Source organism: Cyanobium sp. Candia 9D4, assembly GCF_024346155.1.
In the GTDB taxonomy this organism is placed as follows: domain Bacteria; phylum Cyanobacteriota; class Cyanobacteriia; order PCC-6307; family Cyanobiaceae; genus Cyanobium; species Cyanobium minutissimum.
Genome location: NZ_JAGQCK010000014.1, coordinates 26,935 through 50,787 on the forward strand (window position 1 = coordinate 26,935; position 23,853 = coordinate 50,787).

Below are 23,853 nucleotides of genomic sequence, written 5' to 3' on the forward strand. Positions count from 1 at the left end.
GGCACCCTCGGCCGGGGCCCGGGCGTGTGGGACCCGGGGCCTGCGGTGGGACCCGACGGGAGGCCCCATCCAGGAGCTTGCCCCTAGGGTGAAATGGTTGTCATTCGACCCAAGGTTCGACCCATGGCCCTGCAGGTGGGAGATCCAGCCCCCGACTTCACCCTCCCCGACCAGAGCGGTGAAGCCGTGTCCCTCGCTGCGCTGCGGGGCCAGCGGGTGGTGATCTACTTCTATCCGAAGGACGACACCCCAGGCTGCACCAAGGAGGCCTGCAACTTCCGGGACCGCTGGAGCGCCTTCGAAACCCACGGCATTCGGGTGCTGGGGATCAGCAAGGACGGGGCGGCCAGCCACGGCAAGTTCGTCGCCAAGTACGACCTGCCCTTCACCCTGCTGACCGACGCCGAGCCCTGTCCCGTGGCCGAGGCCTACGGAAGCTATGGACTGAAGAAGTTCATGGGCAAGGAGTACATGGGAATGATGCGGCACACCTTCGTCGTCGACGCCGACGGCAAGCTGGAGCGCATCTATCTCAAGGTGAAGGCCGAGGAGATGGCTGATCAGATCCTCTCGGATCTGGGCCTGGCCTGAGGCGCGCCCTCTGGCCCAGCCGGACACAGGGCCACCAGGGCCTCCAGACAGAGCTCGGGGTGGTGCCTCAGTGCGTCCCCCCCCAGCTCCGGCCAGCGGCGCAGCAGCGGCAGCAGGGTCGGCCCGTCACCGCCAGTGAGCACGATCGGGCAGTCGGGCGCCCCCATCCGGGCCTGACGGCCCGCCTCCCGCACCGCCGCGGCCAGACCCTCCAGCACCCCCCGACGCATGGCCGCCGCCGTGGCCAGCGGCCAGTCGTCCCCGCTGGCCTCCAAGACCCCTTCGAGGCTGGGCAGCGCCGCGGTACCCGACCCCATGGCCGTCAGCTGCAGGGCGGCCCCCGCCATCAACCGGCCACCGGCGAAGCGGCCCTGCCCGTCCACCCGGGTGAGGCTCAGCACCGTGCCGGCATCGGCCACCAGCACCGGGCCGCCCACCAGCCGGTGCGCCCACCAGCCCGCCAGGGCCCGGTCGACGCCGAGCCAGGGGGGGGATCCGGCCAGGGGCACATCCTCAAGCTTCAGACGCGATGCGTCGCTCAGGGCGGCCTCCGAGGGCACCGGGCCCACCGCCGCCCAGGCCAGGGGCGGCTCCACCGCCGAGGCCGGCGACGGCAGGTGGACGAACCGGAGGCCCGCCCCGGAAGACCCGCCGTCGCTGTCCCCGTCGGCCACAGCCCAGTGCCAGCGGCTGTTGCCGATCAGCAGCCAGCGGGGCTGACGCCCCGCCACCTCAGATGCCCTCGCCCATCAGGCCGGGGAGGTGGATGCCGCACTCCTGCTGCAGGCCGCCGAAGCGGGTGGCCCGGCCGTTCGTGGTGCCGTCGTCGGGGGCGCTGGTGTGCCAGTCGCCCACGGTGGAATAGCCCTTCTCGAACAGCGGATGCTGGGGCAGCTCGTGCTCCTGCATGTAATAGAAGACATCGCGGCGGCTCCAGGCGAGCAGGGGCCGCAGCGACCAGCGCTGGCGGACCGGATCCAGGCAGTGCATGGCGCCGCGGTGGTCGGTCTGGCCCGCCCGCACCCCGCTGGCCCAGCAGTGCACCTGCAGCTGCTCCAGGCCCCGGTCGAGGGGTTCGACCTTGCGGATGCGGTTGTAGGCGCGCATGTCTTCCGGCGTCCCCGTCTCCCAGAGCCGGCCGTGCAGGGCCTCCATCCGGGCCGGGCTCAGGTCGGCCTGCAGCACATGCAGATCCAGCTTGAGGCGATCGCAGAGTTCGTCGGCGTAGCGGTAGGTCTCGGGTGGGAGGTAGCCGGTGTCGACCCAGAGCACCGGGATCGCCGGCCAGGCCCCGGAGCCGTCGAGGGCGCTGACCATGTGCAGCATCACCGCCGACTGGATGCCGAAGCTGGTGGTGACGGCGAAGTGGCCGGCGAACGCCTCCTGGGCCCAGCGCATCCGCCCGATCGCATCGAGGGGCTCCAGGCCGGCCCGGGCGGCGTCGAGATCGATGGCGGCGCCATGGCGATCGCGGGGCAGTGCCTGGAGAGCCGCAGTCCGGTCTGCCGCACCCCCCGCGGGGCTGGTGGACGCCGTGAGAGGGAAGGACACCATGGAGACATCATCGCCCTTCGGCGGTCCGGTCGATGTGGTTAGGGTGACGCCATGCAAGGGCACCCGAATCCGGCCCACAACCCGGTCCCGAACAACGTGCAGAACAACGTTGTCATCGTCGGGGGGGGCTTCGGCGGCCTGTACACCGCCCTGGCCCTGGCCCAGCGGAAGCACCACCCCCCCGTCCTGCTCATCGAGCCGAACGACCGCTTCCTGTTCCTGCCCCTCCTCTACGAGCTCCTCAGTGGCGAACTGCGCGGCTGGGAGATCGCCCCCCGCTACGACGGCCTGTTGGCCGGCCGTGGCCTGGCCTGGCTCCAGGACCGGGTGGAGCGGATCGACACAGGCGGCCATCGGCTCCACACCGCTGGCGGCCGCACCATTGCCTACGGCCGCCTCGTGCTTGCCACGGGCGCCGAGAGCAACACCTTCGCGGTGCCGGGGGCCGATCGCCACAGCCTGGGCTTCCGCAGCCTGGCCGATGTGGAGCGGCTCCAGCGCCTCGTGGCCGACCTCAGACAACAGCCCAGACCCCTGCAGCGCATCGCCGTGGTGGGCGCCGGGCCCACCGGGGTGGAGCTGGCCTGCAAGCTCGCCGACATGGTCCAGGGCAGCGCCGTGATCGAACTGATCGAGCAGGGCCCCCAGCTGCTGCCCCAGGCCAGGGCCTTCAACCGGGAGCAGGCCGCCCTGGCCCTGCAGCGCCGGGATGTGCGGCTGCGCGCCCGCACCCAGGTGGAGGCGGTGGAGGCCGGGGCGATCACGCTGCGCTGCCATCCGGACGGGGACAGCCCTGCCCACGCCGAGACCCTGGCCGTCCGGGCGGTCGTCTGGACCGCCGGACTGAGCTTCCGCCCCCCCCGGATCGACCCCGCTCCCGCCTGCGACAGCCGTGGCCGCCTGCTCTGCGGACCCGATCTGCGCCTGCGGGATCACGCCGATCTCTTCGTGGCCGGCGATCTGGCCGCCCCGGTGGACCCGCAGGACACGGCCGGCGAGGGCCCCGGTCCCGCCCCTCCCGCCACAGCCCAGGTGGCCTTCCAGCAGGCCCCGGTGCTGGCCGCCAACCTGATCCGCTCCCTGGCGGGCGAACCCCTGGAACCCTTCCAGTGGAACGATCTGGGCGAGATGATGAGCCTCGGGGTCGGCGAAGCCAGCCTCACCGCCGCGGGCGTCACCCTGGCCGGGCCGGCCGCCTACCAGCTGCGTCGCCTCGCCTACCTCACCCGCCTGCCGGGCCGGTCCCATCAGTGGCGGGTGGCCGCCGGCTGGCTGGCCGACTGGAAACCATGACAACGGCCTCCGCCCCGGCGCCACCCTGGCCCCGGCCCCGCGGCCTGCTGCTCGATGCCATGGGCACCCTGATCGGCCTGCGGACCTCGGTCGGGGCCACCTATGCCGCCGTGGCCGCCGAGCACGGCATCGACGCCGCCCCGGCGGCCATCGACCGGGCCTTTCCGGGCGTGCTGCGGTTGGCCCCGCCCCTGGCCTTCCCCGGCCTGGAGGGCGATCGCCTGCTGGAGGCCGAACGCCGCTGGTGGGGCGAGCGCATCGATGCGGTGCTGGGCACCGCCGCCCCGACGGCCTTGCACCTCGCCCTGTTCGATCGCTTCGCCGACCCCTCCCTGTGGCGCGTCTACCCCGATGTGCCGGCGGTGCTGCGCCGCTGGCACGGGGCGGGGCTGCGCCTGGCCGTGGTCAGCAACTTCGACCGTCGCCTGCAGCCGCTGCTGGAGGGCCTGGGACTGGCCGATCTGTTCGACACGGTGGTGGTCTCCAGCAGCGCCGGGGCCGCCAAGCCGTCACCCCGGCCCTTCCGGATCGCCCTGGAGTCCCTCGCCCTGGAGGCGTCCCAGGTCTGGCACGTGGGCGACAGCCCGGAGGATGGGGCCGGGGCCCGGGCCGCCGGGGTGCGCTGTCTGCTGGTGCGGCGTCCTTGAGGCAAGGGGTGCTGGCCGGCAGGACGGCGGGTCTGCGGCCCGCCGAGCGCCGGCGTCTGGAGCAGATCTGTCACCGCCGCCACCCCGCCGATGCGGTGGCCGACCTGCTCACCCTGCAGCGCCTGGCGGCCGAGGGCCGGGGCCTGGAGCTGCCCCTCACCCTGGTGGTGGACGGGCGCGGCCTCTGCAGGCTGCTGTGGGTGGGGGAGCTGGAGCACGCCGCTCGCCTGCTGGAGAAGCTGCCCGGCCCCTCCCGGCGCCAGGGCCACAACCTGCGCCTGCTCACCTGCGCCGGCGCCGGCCGCCAGGCCCAGCTGCAGCCCACCGCCCAGGAGGCGGTGGTGGGGATGGACCTGGCCCCGGAGCTGTGGCTGCGCTTCGGCCCGCAACCGGAGGCCGGCGGGCGCTGGCCGGCGGCCATCCACATCCCGGCCGCCAGCGGCGACCGCGCCTGGCAGGGCGTTCTGGAGGGGGACCTGGCCGACCTGTGCGGCCACGATCCCGCCACCCTCGTCGGCGAGGAGGCGCCGGCCGCGGCAGCACCCGCTCCGGCCCCGGAGGGCCCCGAACGGGTGCTGCTGCTGGTGCAGACCAGCGGCGACCGGGCCCTGAGCGACCGGCGCATCGCCGAACTGGAGGGGCTGGTGCGCAGCGCCGGTGCCGTGCCGGTGGGGCGGGTGGAGCAGCGCCGCCAGGGGCCGGTCACCCGGAACCCCTGGGGGGAGGGCAAGCTGCGGGAGGCGGCCCTGGAGGCCCGCCGCGTCGGCGCCAGCCTGGTGGTGGCCGACCGGGAACTGACGCCGGCCCAGGCCCGGGACATGGAGAGCCTGCTCGACCTGCCGGTGAGCGACCGCAGTGAGCTGATTCTCGACATCTTTGCCCAGCGGGCCGCCAGCGGCGCCGGACGGCTGCAGGTGGAGCTGGCCCAGCTGCGCTACCGCCTGCCGCGGCTCACCGGCCGGGGCCTGAGCCTGTCGCGGCAGGGGGGCGGCATCGGCACCCGGGGCCCGGGCGAGACCCAGCTGGAGAAGGACCGGCGTGCCATCGCCCGCCGCATCGAACGGCTGCAGCGGGAGGTGCGGCGGCTGGGGGACCACCGGGCCCGGCTGCGCCAGGGCCGGCGCGATCTGCCCAGGGTGGCCCTGGTGGGTTACACCAATGCGGGCAAGAGCTCCCTGCTCAACGCCCTCACCGGCGCCAGCGGAGACCAGGCGGTGCTGGCCGAGGACAAGCTCTTCGCCACCCTCGATCCCACCACCCGCCGGATCGGACGGGGGGCGGCCGGGGGCGGCCCGCCGCTGCTGGTCACCGACACGGTGGGCTTCATCCGGGAGCTGCCGCCCCAGCTGATGGAGGCGTTCCGCTCCACCTTCGAGGAGGCCCTCGACGCCGATGGTCTGCTGATCGTGGTGGACCTGGCGGATCCGGCCTGGCCCGAGCAGCTCGCCACCGTCCGCACCATCCTCGATTCCCTGAAGGCCACCATGCCCCGACGGGTGATCGGCAACCAGATCGACCGCTGCGCCAGCGGCGAGCTGGAGCGGGCCAGGGCCCTGGAGCCGGGCATGCTGTTCGTGTCGGCCACGGCCGACCTGGGGCTGCAGCACCTGCGCCAGGAGCTCCAGTCCTGGACCGCCGCGGCCACGACCGACGGCCCCGCTGCTGTGCCAGCATCGGCCGGCGCCAATTTCTCTCCCATGACCCTGCAACTGGGCGACACCGTTCCCGATTTCACTCAGGAGTCCCAGCTCGGCCCGATCAACCTCTACGACTTCGCCGGCGACAGCTGGGTGGTGCTCTTCTCCCATCCCGCCGACTACACCCCCGTCTGCACCACCGAACTGGGTGAGGTCTCGCGGCTGCGGGCCGAATGGGAGAAGCGGAATGTCAAGACGATCGCCCTGAGCGTCGATTCCGCCGAGAGCCACAAGGGCTGGATCGGCGACATCAACGAAACCCAGAACACCACGGTCGATTATCCGATTCTCGCCGACAGCGACAAGAAGGTGAGCAGCCTCTACGGCATGATTCACCCCAACTCCCTCAGCAACCTCACGGTGCGCTCGGTGTTCATCATCGACCCCAGCAAGAAGCTGCGTCTGCAGATCACCTACCCCGCCAGCACGGGCCGCAACTTCGATGAGATCCTGCGGGTGATCGATTCCCTGCAGCTCACCGACCACCACCAGGTGGCGACACCGGTGAACTGGAAAGAGGGTGACGACTGCGTCGTGGTGCCCTCGATCCCCACCTACGAGGCCCGGGCGAAGTTTCCCAAGGGCGTCACCGAGATCCGTCCCTATCTGCGGATGACCCCCCAGCCGAACAAATGATTCGACGGCAGGGTTGGCGGCACAGGCTGACGGTGCCGCAGTTCACGGTGGTGACCGGCGTGCTGGTGATCACCTTCGGCACTCTGCTGCTGGCCAGTCCGCTCTGCTCCAGCGATGAGGTGGGCCTCTGGGAGGCCCTCTTCACCGTCACCTCGGCGATCACCGTCACCGGCCTGTCGATCATCGACGTGGGGGCCGAACTCACCTTTGCCGGCCAGGTGGCTCTGGCCGGGCTGATCCTCACCGGGGGTCTGGGTCTGATGGCGATCACCACCTTTCTCCAGGGCTTCGTCCAGGGGCGTTCCGGCCTGCGCCAGCGTCTCGACAAAGGCCGTGCCCTGGACGATTTCGGTGTGGGCGGCATCGGCCCCACCCTCAACCAGATTCTCCTGATTGCCGGGATCGTCATCGGCATCGGCACACTGACGCTGTACAACTTCGGCTTCACCGATATTCCTGACAAGGGCCAGCGACTCTGGGCCTCCCTGTTCCACTGCATCAGCGCCTACAACAACGCCGGCTTTGGCCTGTGGCGCGACAACCTGGTCGGTTACCGCAGCCAGCCGATCGTCAATGGAGTGATCGGCCTGCTGATCGTGATGGGCGGCATCGGCTGGCGGGTCACCAACGACATCTGGGTGAACCGCTTCCGGCTGGCCCGCCTCCGCCGTCTCAGCCTCCACACCCGCCTCGTCATCCGCACCACGATCGTGCTGATCGTGCTGGGGGCGGTGGGCCTGCTGTTCACCGAGCACTTCGCCACCGAGGGAATGGTGGAGCAGCTGGGTCTCTGGGACAAGCTCCAGGTGACGATCTTCCAGTCGATCACCACCCGCACCGCCGGCTTCAACACCGTGCCGCTGTCCCTGGAGACGATCTCCGATTCGGGACTGCTGCTGATGATTATGCTGATGTTCATCGGCGCCAGCCCCGGCGGCACCGGCGGCGGCATCAAGACCACCACCTTCGCGGCCCTGATCGCCGCCACCCGCTCCACCCTTCGCGGCCACGACGTGGTGGTGGTCCGCAACAGGGAGATCCCCCTCAAGGTGATCCTCAAGGCGGTGGGCGTCACCCTGGGCTCAGGCCTGTTCATCCTGCTGATGGCCCTGTTGCTGGGGCTCGGCAACACCACTGCCGGCACCCCCGGGAGCGAGGCCTTCACCTTCCTGGAGAAGCTGTTCACCTGCGTCTCCGCCTTCGGCACCGTGGGCCTCGATGTCGGCGTGACCAGCCAGCTCAACCGCTGGGGTCAGCTGGTGCTGATGGTGGGCATGTTCGTGGGCCGGATCGGTATTCTCCTGATGCTCTCCGCCGTCTACGGCAGCCGGCCCCAGAATCGGGTGGGTTTCCCCCGCGAGGAGCTCTACATCTGAGCCCGGGCTCCATCGATCCGCGGCCCATGCCCCTGACAACCTCATCCCCATGAAACCGTCGTCCTCATGAATCAGTGGTGGCAGTGGCAGGGGAGCGAGACCGACACCTCCAACAGCTACGCCGTGATCGGCGTCGGCCGTTTCGGCAGTGCCGTGTGCAAGGAGCTCCTGCGCCACGGGGCCGAGGTGCTGGCGATCGACAACAGCCAGCGGGCCATCGATGAGCTCCGCCAGATGGATCCGGCCATGGAGGCCCGCGTGGTGGACTGCACCGATGAGGAGGCCCTGAGGGCCGCCGGAGCCCTCGACGTGGGCACGGTGGTGGTGGCGATCAGCGAACCGATCGGCGCCAGCATCACGGCCACCCTGATCGTCAAGGACGGCGAAGGCAGCCGTGTCCGGCAGGTGATCGCCCGGGCCACAAGCGATCTGCACGAGAAGATGCTGCGCCGCGTCGGCGCCGACAAGGTGGTCTTCCCCTCGAAGATGCAGGGGAGCCGCCTGGGCATGGAGCTGGTCCGGCCCAACCTGCTGGAGCGGCTGCGGCTCGACGACCGCAACAGCATCGAGGAGATCAAGGTGCCCGGCTCCTTCGTCGGCCAGTCGCTGCGGGATCTGAACCTGCGCAAGAACTACAACGTCAGCGTGCTGGCGGCGGGCCCCGCCAACCAGCTCACGGTCAACCCGCCCGCCTCCCATGTGCTCAACGCCTCTGAGCTGCTGGTGGTGATGGGCAGCAGCGAGGCCCTCGAGGCCCTGCCTTCCCACTGATTGCCTTGCGAAGGACAGCCATGCGGGTGCTGGGGCTGATGAGCGGCACCAGCGCCGACGGCATCGATGCGGTGCTGGTGAGCCTGAAGGGTCGCCCGGCCCGGCCGCGCTGGCGCATCCTCGCCAGTGCCCACACCCCCTACCCAGCCGGACTGCGCCAGCGGCTCGTGGCCATGGGTCAGGGGGTTCCCCAGAACGCCGCCGCCCTGCTGGACCTGGCCGAGGAGCTCACCGAGCACCAGGCCCTGGCCGCCCGCGCCTGCGATCCGGAGGGCCGGGCCGAGCTGGTGGGTTGCCACGGCCAGACCCTCTGGCACCGCCCGCCGGAAACGGAGCGCCGCGGGGCCAGCTGGCAGCTGCTGCAGGGGCCGCTGCTGGCGGAGCTGCTGGGGACGCCGGTGGTGTTCGACTTCCGCAGCATCGATCTGGCTCTGGGCGGCCATGGCGCCCCCCTGGTGCCGGCCACCGACGCCGCCCTGCTGGGCAGGATCGGCGGCTGGCGGGCCCTGCTCAACCTGGGGGGCATCGCCAACCTCACCCTGCTGCCTCCCACCACCGGTCCTGATCGGCAGGCGCCGGTGCTGGGCTGGGACTGCGGCCCGGCCAACACGCTCCTGGATCTGGCGGTGGCCCGCTTCAGCGGCGGTCGCCTGGGCTTCGATGCCAATGGGGCCTGGGCGCGGCGGGGCCGCATCGACGAGTGGCGGCTGCAGCAGTGGCTCAGGGAGCCCTACGTTCAGGCCGCGCCGCCCAAGTCCACCGGCCGGGAGCTGTTCGGGGCCGCCGACCTGGAGCGGCGCCTGGCCGAGCTCGGCGACGGGGTGGATCCGGCCGATGCCCTGGCCACCCTGACGGCCTTCAGTGCGGCGGTGGTGGCCCAGGATCTGGCCCGCCCCCCCCGACCCCGGCCCCTGGAACTGCTGGTGGCCGGCGGAGGCACCCGCAACGGCTTCCTGATGGAGCAGCTGCGCCAGCGTTGCCATGGCACCGCGGTGCTGCCCCTGGCCACCCAGGGCATCGCCGACGACCAGCGGGAGGCCCTGGCCTTCGCCCTGCTGGCCTGGTGGCGGCACCGCGGCCATCCGGGTTCCCTGCCCTCGGTCACCGGGGCCCGGCGGCCCGCCGTGCTGGGGGTGATGGCCCTGCCGCCCCCGTCAGGGGGATGAGGGGGGCTGGCGCAGGCGCAGTCGGCGCGGTGCCCCCCGCAGCCGCCGGGTGCCGGCCTGCTCCTGTTGCTCGAGTTCGCGGCGGAAGCGATCGGCGGCGACGGCGGGCCCGAGCGGATAGGGGGCCGCGGCCGGTTCGGGAGTCCGCTGCCGCTCCAGCCGTTCCACCCCCTGCTGGATCAGCACCTTGGCCATGTTGCTGACCGTGCGCGACTCGCTCTCCGCCAGGGCGGCCAGCCGGGCGCAGAGCTCCTCCGGCAGGACGACCTGGATCCGCGGCGACTTGGGCTTGCCGCTGGAGGAGGTCTGACGGGTGGGCACGGTGCCTCTGGGTGGGGGCCGAAGAGAGGGTGCCGCTGGGATCCGGCGGGATAGGAAAAAGTGTACAGTGACTGTCATGGGTAGTATCCAAAAGTAGGGTTGTGGACCGTCCCGCCCCCACGGGATCCCCTTCAGCCAGGCCCCTCACCCAGACCCAGGCCCACCAGTTCCACGCTCCCGCCCCCACCCCGTCCCCTCCGACGGCCCACCGGCCGCTTCCGCCATGGCCCGCTCCACCCAGTCCCGTCCGACCGGTTCCGAGACACCCCTGCAGCCCAAGACCCGCCAGAGCCGGCGGCGCAGCACGGCGGAACGCAGCGATGTGCTGGTGTCGGCCGTGATCAGCACCTACCTGCTCACCCACCTGCACCATGTGCTGCAGCGGGCCGAGTTCGGTGCCCAGCAGGAGGGGCGCCAGTCCCTGGCCGCCAACTACGCCCAGCTGCGCAAGGTGCTCTGCCTCGATGCCCGCAGCATGGAGGACGCCTCCGCCAGCGGAGCCGAGGAGGACACCAGTCCGCGCGCCGCCTGATCCGCCGCGCACCGTCCCTCACGAACCCCCCGCGAGGGGCTGCGCCCACGGCCCCGTGCCCATAAGGTCAGGGAAGAATCCCGGCCAGGATGACCAGCAACGCCACCGACCACGCCACTGGCAACACCACTGGCAACGCAGCGGAGCTCTACGGACGCATCAGCAACGACGTGGAGCTCACCCAGTCACTGTTCCGCCAGGCCCTTCAGGACCCCAGCGGCGCCCTGCGCAGGATCGTCGCCCTCGGCGAGCAGGAGGGCCTGCCGGTCAGCCCGGAGGAGGTGAAGGCCCATCTGGCCGGCCTCGATGACGGCGCCACCAAGCAGTGGCTGATCAAGGCCCGGGGCGGACTCTGAGGCCGGGGAGCGGAGGCCCTCCTGCGGGGGGCGGCGGGGTTGTTCCCGACGCTGGGATCCACCGCCCTGGGCCCAGCTGAAGAACAGCCAGTAGCTCGTCAGCGCCAGGCCCGCCGCCACCACCAGGGCGGCGATCTGCTCAAGGCGCTTGATCATCCTGACGACGCGACCGGACCCGTTGGACAGTCTGCAGGACGCCCCGACAGGGGATGATGCGCTCACCGCGACCGCCTTCCGCTCCGTGCTGCGCCTCGAACGCATCGGCAAGATCTATCCCACCGGTGAGGTGCTCAAGGACATCACCTGGGAGGTGAAGGCCGGGGACCGGATCGGCCTGGTGGGGGTCAACGGGGCCGGCAAATCCACCCAGATGCGCATCATCGCCGGGCTGGAGGAGCCGACCAGCGGCCAGGTGGTCCGCCAGGGGGATCCCCGCATCGCCTATCTGCAGCAGGAGTTCGACGTCGACCCCGCCCGCAGCGTCCGCCAGGAACTGTTCCAGGCCTTCGGGGAGGCGGCCCAGGTGCTCAACCGCCAGCGCCAGGTGGAGGACGCGATGGCCAGCGAGGAGGCCGCCGCCGATCCGGACCTGCTCGATCGCCTGATCGACGAGCTCGGCCAGCTGCAGAGCCGCTTCGAGGCGCTGCACGGCTACGAACTCGATGCCCGCATCGACAAGCTGCTGCCCAGCATCGGCTTCACGCCGGAGTCGGCCGAGCGGGCGGTGGGCGACTACTCGGGGGGCTGGCAGATGCGCATCGCCCTGGGCAAGATCCTGCTGCAGGAGCCGGATCTGCTGCTTCTCGACGAACCGACCAACCACCTCGACGTCGAAACGATCCAGTGGCTGGAGACCTACCTGGTGGATCAGACGGTTCCCCTGGTGGTGATCAGCCACGACCGGGCCTTCCTCGACCGGGTCTGCAACCAGATCGTCGAGACGGAGCGGGGCGTCTCCCGCACCTACCTGGGCAACTACAGCCAGCACCTCGAGCAGAAGGCCCTGGAGCGGGAGGCCGGCCAGGCGGCCTACGAGCGCCAGCAGAAGGAACTGAGCAGCCAGCAGGCCTACATCGACCGCTTCCGGGCCAGCGCCACCCGCAGCACCCAGGCCAAGAGCCGCGAGAAGCTGCTGGAGAAGGTGGAGCGGATCGAGGCGCCGCTGGAATCGGTGGGCGGGCCGCGTTTCGCCTTCCCCCCCGCCCCGCGCTCCGGCCGGGTGGTGGCCTCGATCGAGAACCTCACCCACGGCTACGACAACCAGATCCTCTTCCTGGGGGCGAACCTGGAGGTGGAGCGGGGCGACCGGATCGCCTTCGTCGGCCCGAACGGCGCCGGCAAGTCCACCCTGCTGCGGCTGGTGATGGGCTACGAGATGCCCCTCGAGGGCCAGGCCGGCCTGGGGGAACACCACGTGGTGGCCGGTTACTTCGAGCAGAACCAGGCGGAAGCCCTGGACCTGGCCAAGACGGTGATCGACACCCTCTTCGAGGCCGTGCCCGACTGGACCCAGACCCAGGTGCGCTCCCTGCTGGGCAGCTTCGGCTTCAGCAACGACACGGTGTTCAAGCCGGTGGAGAAGCTGAGCGGCGGGGAGAAGGCGCGACTGGCCCTGGCCCTGATGCTGCTCACCCCCTGCAACCTGCTGGTGCTCGATGAGCCCACCAACCACCTCGACATTCCCGCCAAGCAGATGCTCGAAGAGGCGTTGATGGCCTACGAGGGCGCGGCTCTGCTGGTCTCCCACGACCGCTTCTTCATCGGCCGGGTGGCCAACCGGATCGTCGAGGTGCGCGACGGCGAACTGGTGCTCTACCGCGGTGACTACGCCTACTACCAGGAGAAGAAACGGGAAGAGGCGCTGGAGAACGAGCGGCTGGAGGAGGAGCGCCGCCTCGCCGCCAGACGGGAGGAACAGCGGCAGAGGCAGAAGGCCAAGGCCGCCGGCAAGGCCGGCGGAGCGTCAGGGGGGAAAGCGGCAGGGAAGACCGGCCGCTGACGCGGTGCCGTCATCGGCGCGGCGCAAAATACAACTTCATGGTTGCCTAGGCAGGAAGACTCATTTCTCTGGTGTGGGCGTTTCTGTGTGCATAGGCTGACAGGGTCACCCATCCAGGAGCAGCGATGACCATCCAGAACGTCGTCACCGACGGTTGGACTGCGGAGCGCGAAGAGACCTCCGGCACCAGCGATGCCATGGAGGTGTACTTCGAGTGCATCACCACCTGCTCCCTGGAGGACGGTGAATGCGTCACCCGCTGCGTGGAAGAGCTGCGCGAGCGCCACTGACGCAACTGGGCCTCCGGGGCAGGGCCTCCGAGAGCAGGGCTTCTCAGGGCAGGGCCGCCACAGGTCGGGGCCAGGATGGGCGTCCTCCGTAGCGCCCTTCCCGGCCCTGCGCCAGAGGGACCGGGCCAGAAGCAGGGGTTGAGCGGATTTCCTGACCATGGCGCAGGCCCTGTAACAGCCGCTACGTGGCATCTTGAAACAGTTCGTAGCTTTGGGCCGGTCAGAAACGCCCCATCGCACAGCCCACCATGTCCGAACCCCTCGCCCTCAGCCTCGGTCAGAAATTCGAGCTGGAGCGCATGACCCGGGCCATCGACGCCACGGGCGACCCCCAGGTTCTGCGGGGTCTGGCCAAACAGCTGCTGCAGGCCTGGCAGAGCCAGAAGGCGGCCACCCAGTGGGTCATGCGCCAGCAGCTGGGGTCTCCCGCCCGATTCGGCGCCGAGCTCACCATGGACGCCGGCCTGCTTGACGCGCTCCGTCCCGACAGCAGCAAGGGGGGCATGGATGTCCTTTGAGAGCCGAGCTCGGGTCTCCTGTTGAGGGCGAGCCCGGGCCTCCTCCTCATCCCTGACGCAGCAGGGCCATGTCGCCAGGGATGAGCCGCAGGTTGACCGTCGCCCCCTGACGGTTCACCGTCAGATTGAGCGTTCCCCCCACCCCGGCCCGCTCGACGGCATTGATCACCTGGGACGGGTCCCTCACCGCGGCTCCCTGGGCCGCGACGATCACATCACCGGTCCTCAGACCGCCCCGATCCGCCGGTCCATTGGGCTGAACGGAAACCACCACCGCTCCCTGGGAAACGCCGGAGCCGCTTCCCGCCCGCACCTCATCGAGCCCCACGCCGATCATGGGGTGGGTGGCCCGGCCGGTGGCCACCAGTTGATTGACGATGCCGCGGGCACGGTTGATCGGAATGGCGAAGCCCAGGCCGGCCCCCGGCCCCGAGCGCACCAGGGTGTTGATGCCCACCACCTCGCCGTCGGCGTTCAGCAGCGGCCCACCGGAGTTGCCCGGGTTGATGGCAGCGTCGGTCTGGATCAGATCCAGCCGCTTGTCGGTGATGCCGAGCTTGCTGGCGTTGCGGTTGAGGCTGCTGATGATCCCCAGGGTGACGGTGTTGTCGAGGCCGAAGGGGTTCCCCACCGCGATCGCCCAGTCGCCCACCTGAAGGGCATCGGAGTTGCCCAGGGGGGCCACCGGCCAGGGGCCCGCCCCCACCAGCCGCACCACCGCCAGGTCGGTGAGCTTGTCGAGACCCACGACCCGCCCCTCGTAGCGCCGGCCGTTCTCGAGACCCACGGTCACCCGGTCGATCTGGTCCACCACGTGGGCGTTGGTGAGCACCAGCCCGTCGGACTGCAGGATCACCCCGCTGCCCTGACCCCGTTCGGTGCGCCGGGAGGGGGCCCCCTGCTGGGGAATGCCGAAGAACTGACGGAACAGGGGGTCGTTCAGCAGGCCCCGGGGCAGGCCGCCGGTGGCGGCCGACTGCACGGTGCGTTCGGTGTCGATGGTGACCACCGCCGGGCCCGCCCGACGGATCGCCGCCGCCACGAAGGATTGCCGCCCGAGCACGGCCGCGGCGGGCTGGGCCAGTCCGGGGGAGGTGAGGGTCGGGCTGACGAGGGCCGTGGTGGCCGTGACCGTGGCGGTGGCCGCCGCCGTGACCGTGGCCAGCCCGGCGGCGGCCGCGGCAAGAACGCGGGAGGAACGCATCGTGAAGAAGCTCAGATGGAAAAACCGTAGGCAAGTCCCCGGGAACGAGAAAGGGGAGGCAAACCGGCCTGACCGGCTATGATTTGTAAAGTTTTTTATCGGGTCATGGACACAAGCCGCCTGCTGCTGGCCTTTCTCGCCTTCGGAGCCGCCTGCACCTCCCTCTGGGCCTGGATGCTGGCCACCACCACCGCTCCGTCAGACGGGTGATGATGGGGGGGAAGTCCGCGGACTGCGGGGTTCCCATCGCGCCATGACCTCCCTCCTCTCGCAGATCTTCCCGATCGTCTACGGGGCCTGTTTCCTCGTGCTGCTGTGGCAGGCGTTCCGGGTCATGGGGCAGGGGTTCCGCGCCATTCCCCGTCCCGGCGATGCGGGAGCCGCCTCCACGGAGCGCGGTGGCCCGGTCGGTGATCGCACCGGTCGCCTCACCATCCACCCGGAACTCCTGGACGCGGACGGCCAGCTCACCCAGGAGGACCTGCTGACGGTGCGTTTCAGCGGCGACAACGAGCAGCCCGCTTTCCCCACCGATCCGAACTGAGCGCAGCCGGCCGGCCGCTGAATAGGCTCCCTGAGGTGAATGCGCCAACCGGCGGAGATCGATGGTGGATCAGAGAACGCGAATCGTGGCGGCTGTGCTCGGGGCACTGAAGCTGCCGCCACGGTTTCGACTCAAGATGGTGAAGGACGACCCCATCCGGCTCGAGCTCAGCCTGACGCCGTCCTACGGAAAGGATCCGATCCTGGTCGGCATCGTCGAATCCCAGGACCTGGTGGCCCGGCGCGACCGGGAGGGTCGCATTCCCCGTGATCTCCAGGGCACCTGGGACTGGACGGTGCGCCACGGCAAGGTCACCACGGGCGGCTGGAACCCGTACCTGAAGGAGGCCCTCCAGACCATGTTCGAGACGGGCCTGCCGGCGATCGTCTACGAAGAAACCACCGGAGAGGCCTACCACCCGGTGGATGGCATCCGCCACGTGCGCTGAACCCGCCCCTGCCCATCGACGGTCGCCTCGCGGCCATCACCGCGGCCCTCGGGCCCGGGGCCACCCTCCTGCTCCAGGCCGAACCCGGCGCCGGCAAGACCACCCGGGTTCCCCTCGCCCTGCTGGAGAGCCTCGGCCCGGAGGGCCGCCTGCTGCTGCTGGAGCCGCGGCGGCTGGCGGCCCGGAATGCCGCCCAGCGCCTCGCCGCCAGCCTCGGTGAAAGCGTCGGCGGGCGTGTGGGCTACAGCGTGCGACTGGAGTCGCGTACCTCGGCGGCCACCCGGCTGGAGGTGGTCACTGCGGGGCTGTTTCTGCGCCGGCTCCAGGCCGATCCCGCCCTCGACGGGGTGGCCTGCGTCATCTTCGACGAATTCCATGAGCGCCAGGCCGAGGCGGATCTGGCCCTGGCCCTGGTGCGTCAGGCCCGCAGCCTGCTGCGTCCCGAGCTGAGGCTGCTGGTGATGTCCGCCACCCTCGATCTGGCGCCCCTGGCCGCCCAGCTGGATGGGGCCAGCGTGATCAGCTGCGAAGGCCGCAGCCATCCGGTGGCGGTGGCCTACCAGCCGCAGCGGCCGGACGAGCGGCTGGAGCGCCAGGTGCTGCGGGCGCTGGAAGGCCACTGGCTGGTCGAACCCGAGCCAAGGGGCACCGCGCTGGTGTTCCTGCCCGGCCTGGGGGAGCTGGAGACGGCACGGCGGGCCATCGAGACCACCCCCTGGGGCGAGGGGCTGGAGGTGGCCCTCCTGCACGGCCAGCTGCCGCTGGCGGCCCAGGGCCAGGCGATCGCGGCCCCCCGGGGGGGGATGGGGAAGGTGGTGCTGGCCACGTCGGTGGCGGAAAGCTCGCTCACGATCGCGGCGGTGACCCTGGTCATCGACGGCGGTCTGAGCCGACGCAGCCGCTTCGACCCGGCCACGGGTATGGATGGGCTGGTCACCCAGCCCGCGAGCCAGGCCAGTGCCGAGCAACGACGGGGTCGGGCCGGCCGGCTGGGGCCCGGGCGATGTGTACGGCTCTGGTCGCCGGCGGAGCAGCAGCGACGGCCCACCTTCGATCCACCGGAGCTGCTCGAGGTGGATCCCCTGCCGATCGCCCTGCAGCTGGCGGAATGGGGTGCCGCGGAGGACGACGGCCTGCCCTGGCTCACCGCGCCCCCCCGCCGGCCCCTCGAAGAGGCCCAGGGCCTGCTGCGGCAGCTCGGGGCCGTCGATGGCCAGGGGCGCATCAGCCCGCACGGGCGGGCCATGGCCCGTCTCGGCCTGCATCCGCGTCTGGCCCACATGCTGCTGCGGGCCGCCGACAGGGGCTGGGAGTCGCTCGCCACGGCGGTGGCCGTGCTGCTCAGCGAGCGCGATCCCCTCGATCGCCGCGAGGCCGGCAGCGATCTGATGCGGCGCCTCGACTGGCTGCTGCGCCGCCCCGGGCCGGAGGGGAGCGGGCCGTCGGCGGGCCGGGGCCCCTGGAGCAGCCTCCAGGCCCAGCTGCTGCGCCAGCTCCGCCAGGGGTCGGCCGCGTCGAAGCCGGCGGTGGTCGACGGCGGCACATCCCGCGATGGCTCCTGCAGCGGCGGCCGCGACGATCCCCCGGACGGGTCTGACGACGTTCGTGCCGCCCAGCTGCTGGCCTGGGCCTACCCGGAACGGCTGGCCCTGGGCCGGGGCCGGGGCGATGGGCGCTTCCTGATGCGCAGCGGTCGCGGCGCCGTGCTCCCCCCGGGGGATCCCCTGGCCGCCGCCGAAGCCCTGGCGATCGCCAGCGTCGACGGCCAGGGGCAGGAGGCCCGGGTGCGGCTGGCCGTGGCCCTCTCCCGCAGCGGCCTGGAGGAGCTGGTGGCGGAGGAGATCGAGGAGGTGACCGAAGCCCGCTGGGATGGCACCGACCAGCGGGTGCGCTGCGAGCGGCTGCGGCGCAGCGGGGCGCTGGTGCTGGAGCGCCGCCCCTGGCCGGATGCCAGCGGCGAGGTGGTGGAGCGGGCCCTGCTGGAGGGTCTCGAACGACTCGGACTGGAGGTGCTCCCCTGGTGCCGCACCAGCCGCCAGCTGCAGCAGCGCCTGATGCTGGCCCACCGGCACCTGGGGGCGCCCTGGCCCGACCGATCGCCGGAACGGCTCGGGCAGGACCCGGGGGCCTGGCTGGGGCCCCACCTCGGCGGCCTGCGCAGTCTCCAGGATCTGCAGCAGCTCGACCTCTCGGAAATCCTCTGGGGGGAGCTGGACTGGTCCCTGCGCCGTGAGCTGGATCGGCTGCTGCCCCTCAGCCAGCCAGTGCCCTCCGGCCGCCGGGTGCCGCTGGACTACGGCAGCGGCACGCCGGTGCTGGCCGTGAAGCTGCAGGAGATGTTCGGCTGTGTTGAAGGGCCGACGGTGCTGGACGGCCGGCTGGCGGTGCGGGTGGAGCTGCTGTCACCGGCGGGACGCCCGGCGGCGGTCACCAGCGACCTGGCCGGCTTCTGGAGCCAGGGCTACGCCGAGGTGCGCCGCGAGCTGCGCGGCCGCTACCCCCGCCACCCCTGGCCCGAGGATCCCCGCCAGGGCGTTGCCAGCGCCCGCACCAAGGCGGGCCTGGCGCGGGAAGCGCGCGGGGAGCGTCGCTGAGGGGGCCCTCCCTAGGGCAGACCGTCAAGCAGATGGCCGAAGCCGAAGTGGCGCAGTCCTTCCAGGATGCCCAGGCAGCCATAGGCGCGGGCGCGGTAGGTGCGGGCCAGCCCCGGCAGGGCCCGCACCAGCCCGGGCTCGGCATTGCCCACCATGACGCTCTGCAGGCCGGTCTCGAACATGGCCAGATCATTGAGGGAATCCCCGGCGGTGACCACCCGGGCGGGCTCCAGCTCCAGCCACTCCAGCAGGCCCAGCAGGGTGCTGCCCTTGTTGACGCCGGCCGGCAGCACGTCGAGGTACTTGTCGCCGGACACCAGGCAATCCACCCCGTGGGCCTCGATGGCCGCCAGCCGACTGGTGTCCAGCCGCAGGGGGTCGATGCCGTAGGCCAGGCGCCGGTCGGTGCTGAGGGGCTCGGGTGACAGCCCCGGCAGCAGCGCCAGCAGGGGCAGCACCTTCTCCGCCCGGCCCCGCCAGAGGGCCTCGATCGGCTCCAGGGCCAGCGGCAGGGGGGTGAGGCTGGCACCACAGGCCACGGTGCAGCCCACATCGCCGATCACCACGTGGGGTGGATGGAGTCCCAGGGCGGCCTCCGAAGCCAGCAGCCGGGCGACGGAGCGCAGGTCCCGGCCGGTGCTGAACACCTGCAACACCCGGTGGCGCTGGGAGGCCAGCCATCGGTAGAGCCGGCGGCGGGTGGGGACGGTCCCCTCCAGCAGGGTGCCATCGAGGTCGGTGACCAGCACGAGTTCGCTCTGCCTGGGCAGGGGGGCGGCGAGATGGCCCTGGAGGCGGGTCCGGGGCGCCCGCCGGCGCTCCTCCAGCCCGGGCCCCCAGACGGTGCCGGGGCCGGCATCCGCGCCCGAGGCCTGCCCCGGCAGAGGCCTCATTGCCATGGCCAGGCCCGACTGTCAACCGTGCAACCCACACCCGCCGTTGTAGCCCCTGCCACTGTCAAGTCCGCTCCATGTTTCGTTACAGTCAGGGCTCCACCGAGGGATCCTTCCATGTCTGACGCTTCCCAGCCCCGCTTCGGCTTCGTCAACTTCGCCGAAACCTGGAACGGCCGCCTGGCCATGATGGGCTTCGTGATCGGGCTGGCGACCGAAATTCTCACCGGCCAGGGCATTCTGGCCCAGGTCGGCCTCGGCTGAGGCCCGGCTGTCTCCCCCAGCACCATCGCCCCTGGGACCCGTCCAAGGGGCAGGCCGCCGGCCCACCGGCGGCTTTTTCGTGGGCCAGGAGGCTGCGCCGGGCGGTCCTAGGTTGGACTCTTCGCCAGGCAGCGCCCTCCGATGGCCCCTTCCGCCACCGCTCCCCGCTTCTATGTGGGAAACCGTCGCGACGGCGCCAGGCTGCTCAGCAGCGCCCTGGTGATCGCCGGCGCCGGGCTGGTGCGCGTCGACCATCCCATGGGCCGGGCCGTGACCCTGGTGGCTGGCCTGCTCAGCCTCTACTGGTGGCTCTGCTACCGCCAGCTCAAGCACTGAATCCATGCTCACGGTCCCTGGCAGCAGTGCGTCCCCCCGCCAGCACGACGGCATCCCCCGCTACACGGTCGCCGAGCTCAACCAGGCCATCGGTGCCCTGCTGGAGCGGGGCTTCGCCCCCCGCTTCCTGCTGGAGGCCACCGTGGGGCGCCCCCAGCAGAAGAAGGGCCATCTCTGGCTGACCCTCGTCGACGGCCAGGCCAGCATCCAGGGGGTGATCTGGTCGTCCCAGCTGCAGAAGCTCAGCTTCGTGCCCCAGGAGGGGGATGGGGTGGTGGTGGTCGGCAAGCTCAACTTCTGGGCCGCTCGGGCCAGCCTCACGGTGCAGGTGCTGGATGTGCGCCCCAGCCTGACCACCGTCCTGCGCCAGTTCGAGCAGGTGCGCAGCCGGCTGGAGCCGGAGGGGCTCCTCGACCCTGAGCGGAAGCGACCGCTGCCCCGCTGGCCCCGGCGCATCGCCCTGCTCACCAGCGTGCCCAGCGCCGCCCTGGCTGACATGCTGCGCACCGCCCGGGAGCGCTGGCCCGCCACCGACCTGCTGGTGGTGCCGATCCCCGTGCAGGGGAACGTGGAAGCCCAGATCGTGGCCGCCATCGACAGCCTGGGCGCCCAGGCCGACCACCTCGGCATCGAGGCCCTGGTGCTGGCCCGCGGCGGAGGCAGCCGGGAGGATCTGGCCGTCTTCGACGGGGAGTCCCTGGCCCGCTGCCTGGCGGCCTGTCGCTGGCCCGTCATCTGCGGCATCGGCCATGAAGATGACGTGACCATTGCCGATCTGGTGGCCGACTACCGGGCGGCCACGCCCACGGCCACCCTGGTGGCCCTGCTGCCGGATCGCAGCCAGGTGATCCGGGCCCTGGAGCAGGAACGCGGCCACTTGCAACGGACCCTGGCACTCCGCGTCGCCTCGGCCCGTCAACGGCTGAGCGCACGGCAGGAGCAGCTGCACCTGCTGCACCCCATCCGTCTGCTGAACCAGCGGCGCCAGTGGCTGGACCAGCGACGGCAGCTGCTGCAGGCGCTCTCGCCGCGGCATCTCCTGGCCAGGGGCTTCAGCCTGCTTCGGGATGGCGATGGTCGCCTGCTGCGCTCGGTGAGCCAGGTGCGGCCAGGGGCAGGTATCACCGCCGAGCTGGCGGATGGTCGGGTGAACCTGCAGGTGCAGGCCATCGAGCCGGACGGGCCAGGTCCCTGAGACAGGGCCCGGGACAGCGCCCCAGCGTCCTTTTCTTCCATCGGCCCGTCGTTCCGGCTGGCTCCCACCGTTTCCGTCCTTGCCCACTCCCATGGCCAAACCCTCCCCCCGAGCCGGCGCTTCCGCCAAGGCCAAGGTCCAGCTCTCCGGCCTGGACGCCGATGGCGCTCGGACCGGTGGAACCCAAGGACACGGGGCGGACGAGGAAGACGATGGGAGCGACGTGGCCCAGGGGCTGAGCTTCCGGGAAGCCCAGACGGCTCTCGAGCTCTGCCTGGCCCAGCTGCAGGACCAGGATCTGGATGTGGAGGCGATGGCCGGTCTCTACCGCCGGGCCCTGGCCTATGCCGAACGCTGCGAGGCGGTGCTGGCCCGGGTGGAGCAGCAGGTGATGCAATGGGATCCCGGCCAGCCAGATCTGGCCCCCACGCCATACACCCCATGAGTGACGACGCCACGTCCACCCGGAGCGGCCCCGGCGGCCTCAGCTGGATCGCCTGGATCTATCTGCTGCTGGCCGTCGCCGGTGGGGTGCTCCCCTGGCTGGCCAATCTGGAGTTCATCCGCAGCGCAGGCTCGGCCTTCGATCTGGGATTGTTCATCCGCCAGGCCAACGCCAATCCAGCCGCCCGCTCCCTCTCCAGCGATCTGGCGATCGGGGCAACGGCCGTCACGATCTGGATGGTGCGCGAGAGCCGCCGCCTCGGCATGCGGGGGCTGGGCTGGGTCCTGCTGAGCTGCGTGACGATCGCCTTTGCGTTCGGGGCGCCCCTGTTCCTCCATCTGCGCGAACGTCGGCTGCTGGAGCTGGCTCGCCTCAGCCCGGCCGTGCCGGAGTCGGCTGATTAGGGCTCAGGACCCATCACCCTGGCGACCACCCGTATCGCCGCTGGACGTGGTCTCCACATCGACCGCGTCGACATTGATGGTCACGTCGCGGGCATCGATCTCGGCAGGGGAGCGGGGTCCCCAGAAGATGGAACCGGACGGTTCCCCCGGCGCCGATGCAGGGGTATCGCCAGCGGCGAAGGGACTGCCGCAGGCCGGGCAGACGTCGGTGCCGAGGCTGGCGAAGCCGCAGCTGGGACAGGTGCGCAGGCGGCGCCGAAGCAGCTGCCAGCCGATCAGGGCGACTCCTCCCGCCAGCAGGGGCAGGAGCAGCAGGGTGAGGGTGAGTCCGCCGATGACGTCAAGCAGCAGGCGGCCGGCGGAGGTGGGGATCAACAGCAGCGCCGCCGCCACGCCGATCCACAGCCAGGGGATGCGCCGTTCCATCAGCGCTGGAAGCGTGGATCGTTCTCGATCCAGCGCTCCAGAGCCGCCAGGCCCTCGAGGCCAGCCCAGCCCAGCAGCAGGGCCGCCACGACCCAGGCCGCCAGCAGGCCCAGGCCCACGAGCAGCGGAATCAACGCCAGGGTGGTGAGACCGATCAGCACGACCGCGCCCACCGCCATCGAGACCAGCGCCAGGCTGGCCGGCAGAGGGGGGATCCGGAGGGCAGGCTTGGCCAAGGGTCCATCCAATCAGACCCTTCCATCCTGACCCGAAACGGGCCGATCCTCAGCGGGGCAGAGGTGTCGATGGCCCCCCAGCCGCCCCGCCGGATAGCACCACACTGAAGCACTGGCCGAAGTACAGCACAGCACCCACCAGCCAGACCCAGAGCGTCAGCAGCAGCACGCCCCCCACCACCCCGTAGGCCTGGAAGCGGAACCCGAGGGCGAGCAGACTCCTGCCCAGCAGCAGGTTGGAAAGGGTGAGGCTGCCGCTCACCAGCAGGGCGCCGGGGATCAGCGGGCGGAAAGGGATCCGGCGCGACGGCAGCATCCAGAGGAACAGCAGGGTGGCGCCGAAGCCGATCAGCAGGGAGACGAGCAGATCCAGCCCGAAGGACAGGGAGCTCAGCCGCAGCAGGGGTCCGGGCAGGAAGGCCTGGAGCTGGTCATGGAAGCCCCTGGAGCCGAACAGGCGCACCGTGCTGAAGAGCTGGTCGACAACGATGAGCAGGCCGACGAACAGCAGCAACACCAGGGCCTTCAACCGCAGGGCCAAAAACCGGCGCACATGCTCCTGCCAGCGCAGGTGGTCGAACCCGAAGGGCCGATTCCACCAGAGCCGATCGGCCCCACGCTGGAGTGTGAGATAGATGTTGCTGGCGCTGAGGGCCAGAAGCACCAGGCCGAGGATGCCGGCGCCGAATCCCTGGTTGGTGAACCGCCGCAGGGTGGCTTCGAAGCCCGGCAGGGCAGACGCGGGCAGCACCTGGCCGACCAGCACGATCAGCCGATCGAAACGCTCCACGTCCCGGCCGAGAAGCCGCGAGGCCACCGACAGCGCAATCAGCAGGGCGGGGAAGAACGACTGCAGTGTGTGGTACGCGAAAGCGGCGCTCAGATCAACGCAGTCCGCCCGCAGCCACAACAGATAGGCCTTCCAGAACGGACGGAGGCGACGACGCCATTTCACAACAGACCGATCATCAAGGGTGGGAGCTGCAGCATTCCCGCATCCTGGCCTGCCCAGCGCTGTGCCTGTTCAAGAGCCTGGCCTGGCCGTTGCCGCCGGCCCCCTCAGCCGCCCGCTGCCCTGGGCTGTCCGCTGCGCTGTCCGATGTGGTGGCCAACAGAA

The 23,853-nt window shown here is 71.1% G+C and carries 28 protein-coding genes and 1 pseudogene; 21 read left to right on the forward strand and 8 right to left on the reverse strand.

The genetic code is table 11. The annotated features are described in order from the left end of the window. Positions 1-123: 123 nt before the first annotated feature. Complete coding sequence (gene bcp, locus KBZ08_RS15715; protein WP_106222966.1) at positions 124-591, forward strand: thioredoxin-dependent thiol peroxidase; 468 nt, start codon at positions 124-126, stop codon at positions 589-591. On the opposite strand, the gene KBZ08_RS15720 is transcribed toward bcp, so the two are convergent. Then, on the reverse strand, positions 561-1,322 hold the full coding sequence (locus tag KBZ08_RS15720; RefSeq protein WP_254974149.1) for a type III pantothenate kinase: 762 nt from the start codon (positions 1,320-1,322) through the stop codon (positions 561-563). The two genes, bcp and KBZ08_RS15720, sit on opposite strands and share 31 nt — an antisense overlap. 1 nt (position 1,323) lies before the next feature. Continuing rightward, the gene (locus KBZ08_RS15725) at positions 1,324-2,145 is read right to left on the reverse strand and encodes a phosphoadenylyl-sulfate reductase (RefSeq protein ID WP_106222964.1); all 822 of its coding nucleotides are present in this window, start codon (positions 2,143-2,145) and stop codon (positions 1,324-1,326) included. A 51-nt stretch (positions 2,146-2,196) separates the two neighbouring features. On the opposite strand from KBZ08_RS15725, the gene KBZ08_RS15730 reads away from it, so the two are divergent. The 7 genes and pseudogenes from KBZ08_RS15730 to KBZ08_RS15760 all read left to right on the forward strand — a co-directional run bounded on the left by KBZ08_RS15730 (position 2,197) and on the right by KBZ08_RS15760 (position 9,731). Then, complete coding sequence (locus KBZ08_RS15730) at positions 2,197-3,438, forward strand: NAD(P)/FAD-dependent oxidoreductase (RefSeq protein WP_106222963.1); 1,242 nt, start codon at positions 2,197-2,199, stop codon at positions 3,436-3,438. Further along, positions 3,435-4,085, forward strand: coding sequence for an HAD-IA family hydrolase (locus KBZ08_RS15735; RefSeq protein ID WP_254974151.1), 651 nt, complete (start codon positions 3,435-3,437; stop codon positions 4,083-4,085). The genes KBZ08_RS15730 and KBZ08_RS15735 overlap by 4 nt, the downstream gene beginning before the upstream one ends. A 347-nt stretch (positions 4,086-4,432) precedes the next feature. Continuing rightward, positions 4,433-5,701, forward strand: a pseudogene (gene hflX, locus KBZ08_RS15740) (GTPase HflX); the annotation flags it as partial. Between the two features lie 81 nt (positions 5,702-5,782). Continuing rightward, positions 5,783-6,418 carry a peroxiredoxin gene (locus KBZ08_RS15745; protein WP_254974179.1) on the forward strand — a complete coding sequence of 212 codons (636 nt, stop codon included), beginning with the start codon at positions 5,783-5,785 and terminating at the stop codon, positions 6,416-6,418. After that, positions 6,415-7,794, forward strand: a complete 1,380-nt coding sequence (locus tag KBZ08_RS15750) for a potassium transporter TrkG (RefSeq protein ID WP_254974152.1) — start codon at positions 6,415-6,417, stop codon at positions 7,792-7,794. Before KBZ08_RS15745 ends, KBZ08_RS15750 begins: the two co-directional genes overlap by 4 nt. A 66-nt stretch (positions 7,795-7,860) precedes the next feature. Then, on the forward strand, positions 7,861-8,565 hold the full coding sequence (locus KBZ08_RS15755; protein ID WP_254974155.1) for a TrkA family potassium uptake protein: 705 nt from the start codon (positions 7,861-7,863) through the stop codon (positions 8,563-8,565). Between the two features lie 20 nt (positions 8,566-8,585). Continuing rightward, complete coding sequence (locus tag KBZ08_RS15760) at positions 8,586-9,731, forward strand: anhydro-N-acetylmuramic acid kinase (RefSeq protein ID WP_254974157.1); 1,146 nt, start codon at positions 8,586-8,588, stop codon at positions 9,729-9,731. On the opposite strand, the gene KBZ08_RS15765 is transcribed toward KBZ08_RS15760, so the two are convergent. After that, positions 9,720-10,052, reverse strand: a complete 333-nt coding sequence (locus KBZ08_RS15765; protein WP_254974159.1) for a ribbon-helix-helix domain-containing protein — start codon at positions 10,050-10,052, stop codon at positions 9,720-9,722. The genes KBZ08_RS15760 and KBZ08_RS15765 overlap by 12 nt on opposite strands. Before the next feature lie 223 nt (positions 10,053-10,275). Here KBZ08_RS15765 and KBZ08_RS15770 point away from each other — a divergent pair, with 223 nt between their 5' ends. The 5 genes from KBZ08_RS15770 (at position 10,276) to KBZ08_RS15790 (ending at position 13,747) form a co-directional block, all read left to right on the forward strand. Beyond that, a complete protein-coding gene (locus tag KBZ08_RS15770) occupies positions 10,276-10,584 on the forward strand; it encodes a hypothetical protein (RefSeq protein WP_106222956.1) in 309 nt (102 codons plus the stop codon). An 89-nt stretch (positions 10,585-10,673) separates the two neighbouring features. Beyond that, a complete protein-coding gene (locus KBZ08_RS15775; protein WP_106222955.1) occupies positions 10,674-10,940 on the forward strand; it encodes a hypothetical protein in 267 nt (88 codons plus the stop codon). Between the two features lie 241 nt (positions 10,941-11,181). Further along, positions 11,182-12,939, forward strand: coding sequence for an ABC-F family ATP-binding cassette domain-containing protein (locus KBZ08_RS15780; protein WP_315861270.1), 1,758 nt, complete (start codon positions 11,182-11,184; stop codon positions 12,937-12,939). A gap of 125 nt (positions 12,940-13,064) precedes the next feature. Then, a complete protein-coding gene (locus KBZ08_RS15785; RefSeq protein ID WP_181280224.1) occupies positions 13,065-13,229 on the forward strand; it encodes a hypothetical protein in 165 nt (54 codons plus the stop codon). Positions 13,230-13,477: 248 nt separating this feature from the next. Continuing rightward, complete coding sequence (locus tag KBZ08_RS15790) at positions 13,478-13,747, forward strand: hypothetical protein (protein WP_106222954.1); 270 nt, start codon at positions 13,478-13,480, stop codon at positions 13,745-13,747. Positions 13,748-13,793: 46 nt separating this feature from the next. Here KBZ08_RS15790 and KBZ08_RS15795 read toward each other — a convergent pair whose 3' ends face one another. Then, positions 13,794-14,951 (reverse strand): trypsin-like peptidase domain-containing protein, encoded by a 1,158-nt coding sequence (locus KBZ08_RS15795; RefSeq protein ID WP_106222953.1) that lies wholly within the window; start codon positions 14,949-14,951, stop codon positions 13,794-13,796. Positions 14,952-15,204: 253 nt separating this feature from the next. On the opposite strand from KBZ08_RS15795, the gene KBZ08_RS15800 reads away from it, so the two are divergent. The 3 genes from KBZ08_RS15800 (at position 15,205) to hrpB (ending at position 18,537) form a co-directional block, all read left to right on the forward strand. Next, a complete protein-coding gene (locus KBZ08_RS15800) occupies positions 15,205-15,495 on the forward strand; it encodes a DUF2973 domain-containing protein (RefSeq protein ID WP_106222952.1) in 291 nt (96 codons plus the stop codon). A gap of 64 nt (positions 15,496-15,559) precedes the next feature. Further along, positions 15,560-15,943, forward strand: coding sequence for a hypothetical protein (locus tag KBZ08_RS15805; RefSeq protein WP_043326803.1), 384 nt, complete (start codon positions 15,560-15,562; stop codon positions 15,941-15,943). Next, on the forward strand, positions 15,940-18,537 hold the full coding sequence (gene hrpB, locus KBZ08_RS15810) for an ATP-dependent helicase HrpB (protein ID WP_254974183.1): 2,598 nt from the start codon (positions 15,940-15,942) through the stop codon (positions 18,535-18,537). Before KBZ08_RS15805 ends, hrpB begins: the two co-directional genes overlap by 4 nt. An 11-nt stretch (positions 18,538-18,548) precedes the next feature. Here hrpB and KBZ08_RS15815 read toward each other — a convergent pair whose 3' ends face one another. After that, a complete protein-coding gene (locus KBZ08_RS15815; RefSeq protein ID WP_254974163.1) occupies positions 18,549-19,436 on the reverse strand; it encodes an HAD family hydrolase in 888 nt (295 codons plus the stop codon). 111 nt (positions 19,437-19,547) lie between these two features. Between KBZ08_RS15815 and KBZ08_RS15820 the strand changes: the two genes are divergently transcribed. The 5 genes from KBZ08_RS15820 (at position 19,548) to KBZ08_RS15840 (ending at position 22,074) form a co-directional block, all read left to right on the forward strand. Then, a complete protein-coding gene (locus KBZ08_RS15820; protein ID WP_015109196.1) occupies positions 19,548-19,694 on the forward strand; it encodes a chlorophyll a/b-binding protein in 147 nt (48 codons plus the stop codon). Positions 19,695-19,835: 141 nt separating this feature from the next. Next, on the forward strand, positions 19,836-20,030 hold the full coding sequence (locus KBZ08_RS15825) for a hypothetical protein (protein ID WP_254974165.1): 195 nt from the start codon (positions 19,836-19,838) through the stop codon (positions 20,028-20,030). 4 nt (positions 20,031-20,034) lie between these two features. Beyond that, complete coding sequence (xseA, locus tag KBZ08_RS15830; RefSeq protein ID WP_254974167.1) at positions 20,035-21,225, forward strand: exodeoxyribonuclease VII large subunit; 1,191 nt, start codon at positions 20,035-20,037, stop codon at positions 21,223-21,225. Positions 21,226-21,316: 91 nt separating this feature from the next. Further along, the gene (gene xseB, locus KBZ08_RS15835; RefSeq protein ID WP_106222948.1) at positions 21,317-21,670 is read left to right on the forward strand and encodes an exodeoxyribonuclease VII small subunit; all 354 of its coding nucleotides are present in this window, start codon (positions 21,317-21,319) and stop codon (positions 21,668-21,670) included. Next, positions 21,667-22,074 carry a DUF2834 domain-containing protein gene (locus KBZ08_RS15840; protein ID WP_254974169.1) on the forward strand — a complete coding sequence of 136 codons (408 nt, stop codon included), beginning with the start codon at positions 21,667-21,669 and terminating at the stop codon, positions 22,072-22,074. The genes xseB and KBZ08_RS15840 overlap by 4 nt, the downstream gene beginning before the upstream one ends. 3 nt (positions 22,075-22,077) lie before the next feature. Here the strand turns inward: KBZ08_RS15840 and KBZ08_RS15845 are convergent, their stop codons facing one another. The 3 genes from KBZ08_RS15845 to KBZ08_RS15855 are packed head-to-tail and all read right to left on the reverse strand — an operon-like array spanning position 22,078 to position 23,691. Continuing rightward, the gene (locus KBZ08_RS15845; protein WP_254974171.1) at positions 22,078-22,500 is read right to left on the reverse strand and encodes a hypothetical protein; all 423 of its coding nucleotides are present in this window, start codon (positions 22,498-22,500) and stop codon (positions 22,078-22,080) included. Beyond that, the gene (locus tag KBZ08_RS15850) at positions 22,500-22,736 is read right to left on the reverse strand and encodes a glypican (protein WP_106222945.1); all 237 of its coding nucleotides are present in this window, start codon (positions 22,734-22,736) and stop codon (positions 22,500-22,502) included. The genes KBZ08_RS15845 and KBZ08_RS15850 overlap by 1 nt, the downstream gene beginning before the upstream one ends. Positions 22,737-22,785: 49 nt before the next feature. Further along, the gene (locus KBZ08_RS15855) at positions 22,786-23,691 is read right to left on the reverse strand and encodes a YihY/virulence factor BrkB family protein (protein WP_106222944.1); all 906 of its coding nucleotides are present in this window, start codon (positions 23,689-23,691) and stop codon (positions 22,786-22,788) included. Positions 23,692-23,853: the final 162 nt, after the last annotated feature.

Excerpts from the sequence above, each read along its gene's own strand:
- KBZ08_RS15815 (WP_254974163.1), bottom strand. The coding sequence starts at position 19,436 with ATGGCAATGAGGCCTCTGCCGGGGCAGGCCTCGGGCGCGGATGCCGGC.
- KBZ08_RS15800 (WP_106222952.1), top strand. The coding sequence starts at position 15,205 with ATGACCTCCCTCCTCTCGCAGATCTTCCCGATCGTCTACGGGGCCTGT.
- KBZ08_RS15730 (WP_106222963.1), top strand. The coding sequence starts at position 2,197 with ATGCAAGGGCACCCGAATCCGGCCCACAACCCGGTCCCGAACAACGTG.
- KBZ08_RS15785 (WP_181280224.1), top strand. The coding sequence starts at position 13,065 with ATGACCATCCAGAACGTCGTCACCGACGGTTGGACTGCGGAGCGCGAA.
- KBZ08_RS15725 (WP_106222964.1), bottom strand. The coding sequence starts at position 2,145 with ATGGTGTCCTTCCCTCTCACGGCGTCCACCAGCCCCGCGGGGGGTGCG.
- KBZ08_RS15820 (WP_015109196.1), top strand. The coding sequence starts at position 19,548 with ATGTCTGACGCTTCCCAGCCCCGCTTCGGCTTCGTCAACTTCGCCGAA.
- KBZ08_RS15775 (WP_106222955.1), top strand. The coding sequence starts at position 10,674 with ATGACCAGCAACGCCACCGACCACGCCACTGGCAACACCACTGGCAAC.
- KBZ08_RS15770 (WP_106222956.1), top strand. The coding sequence starts at position 10,276 with ATGGCCCGCTCCACCCAGTCCCGTCCGACCGGTTCCGAGACACCCCTG.
- KBZ08_RS15760 (WP_254974157.1), top strand. The coding sequence starts at position 8,586 with ATGCGGGTGCTGGGGCTGATGAGCGGCACCAGCGCCGACGGCATCGAT.
- KBZ08_RS15825 (WP_254974165.1), top strand. The coding sequence starts at position 19,836 with ATGGCCCCTTCCGCCACCGCTCCCCGCTTCTATGTGGGAAACCGTCGC.
- xseB (WP_106222948.1), top strand. The coding sequence starts at position 21,317 with ATGGCCAAACCCTCCCCCCGAGCCGGCGCTTCCGCCAAGGCCAAGGTC.
- KBZ08_RS15790 (WP_106222954.1), top strand. The coding sequence starts at position 13,478 with ATGTCCGAACCCCTCGCCCTCAGCCTCGGTCAGAAATTCGAGCTGGAG.
- xseA (WP_254974167.1), top strand. The coding sequence starts at position 20,035 with ATGCTCACGGTCCCTGGCAGCAGTGCGTCCCCCCGCCAGCACGACGGC.
- KBZ08_RS15795 (WP_106222953.1), bottom strand. The coding sequence starts at position 14,951 with ATGCGTTCCTCCCGCGTTCTTGCCGCGGCCGCCGCCGGGCTGGCCACG.
- KBZ08_RS15755 (WP_254974155.1), top strand. The coding sequence starts at position 7,861 with ATGAATCAGTGGTGGCAGTGGCAGGGGAGCGAGACCGACACCTCCAAC.
- bcp (WP_106222966.1), top strand. The coding sequence starts at position 124 with ATGGCCCTGCAGGTGGGAGATCCAGCCCCCGACTTCACCCTCCCCGAC.
- KBZ08_RS15735 (WP_254974151.1), top strand. The coding sequence starts at position 3,435 with ATGACAACGGCCTCCGCCCCGGCGCCACCCTGGCCCCGGCCCCGCGGC.
- KBZ08_RS15845 (WP_254974171.1), bottom strand. The coding sequence starts at position 22,500 with ATGGAACGGCGCATCCCCTGGCTGTGGATCGGCGTGGCGGCGGCGCTG.
- KBZ08_RS15745 (WP_254974179.1), top strand. The coding sequence starts at position 5,783 with ATGACCCTGCAACTGGGCGACACCGTTCCCGATTTCACTCAGGAGTCC.
- KBZ08_RS15840 (WP_254974169.1), top strand. The coding sequence starts at position 21,667 with ATGAGTGACGACGCCACGTCCACCCGGAGCGGCCCCGGCGGCCTCAGC.
- KBZ08_RS15750 (WP_254974152.1), top strand. The coding sequence starts at position 6,415 with ATGATTCGACGGCAGGGTTGGCGGCACAGGCTGACGGTGCCGCAGTTC.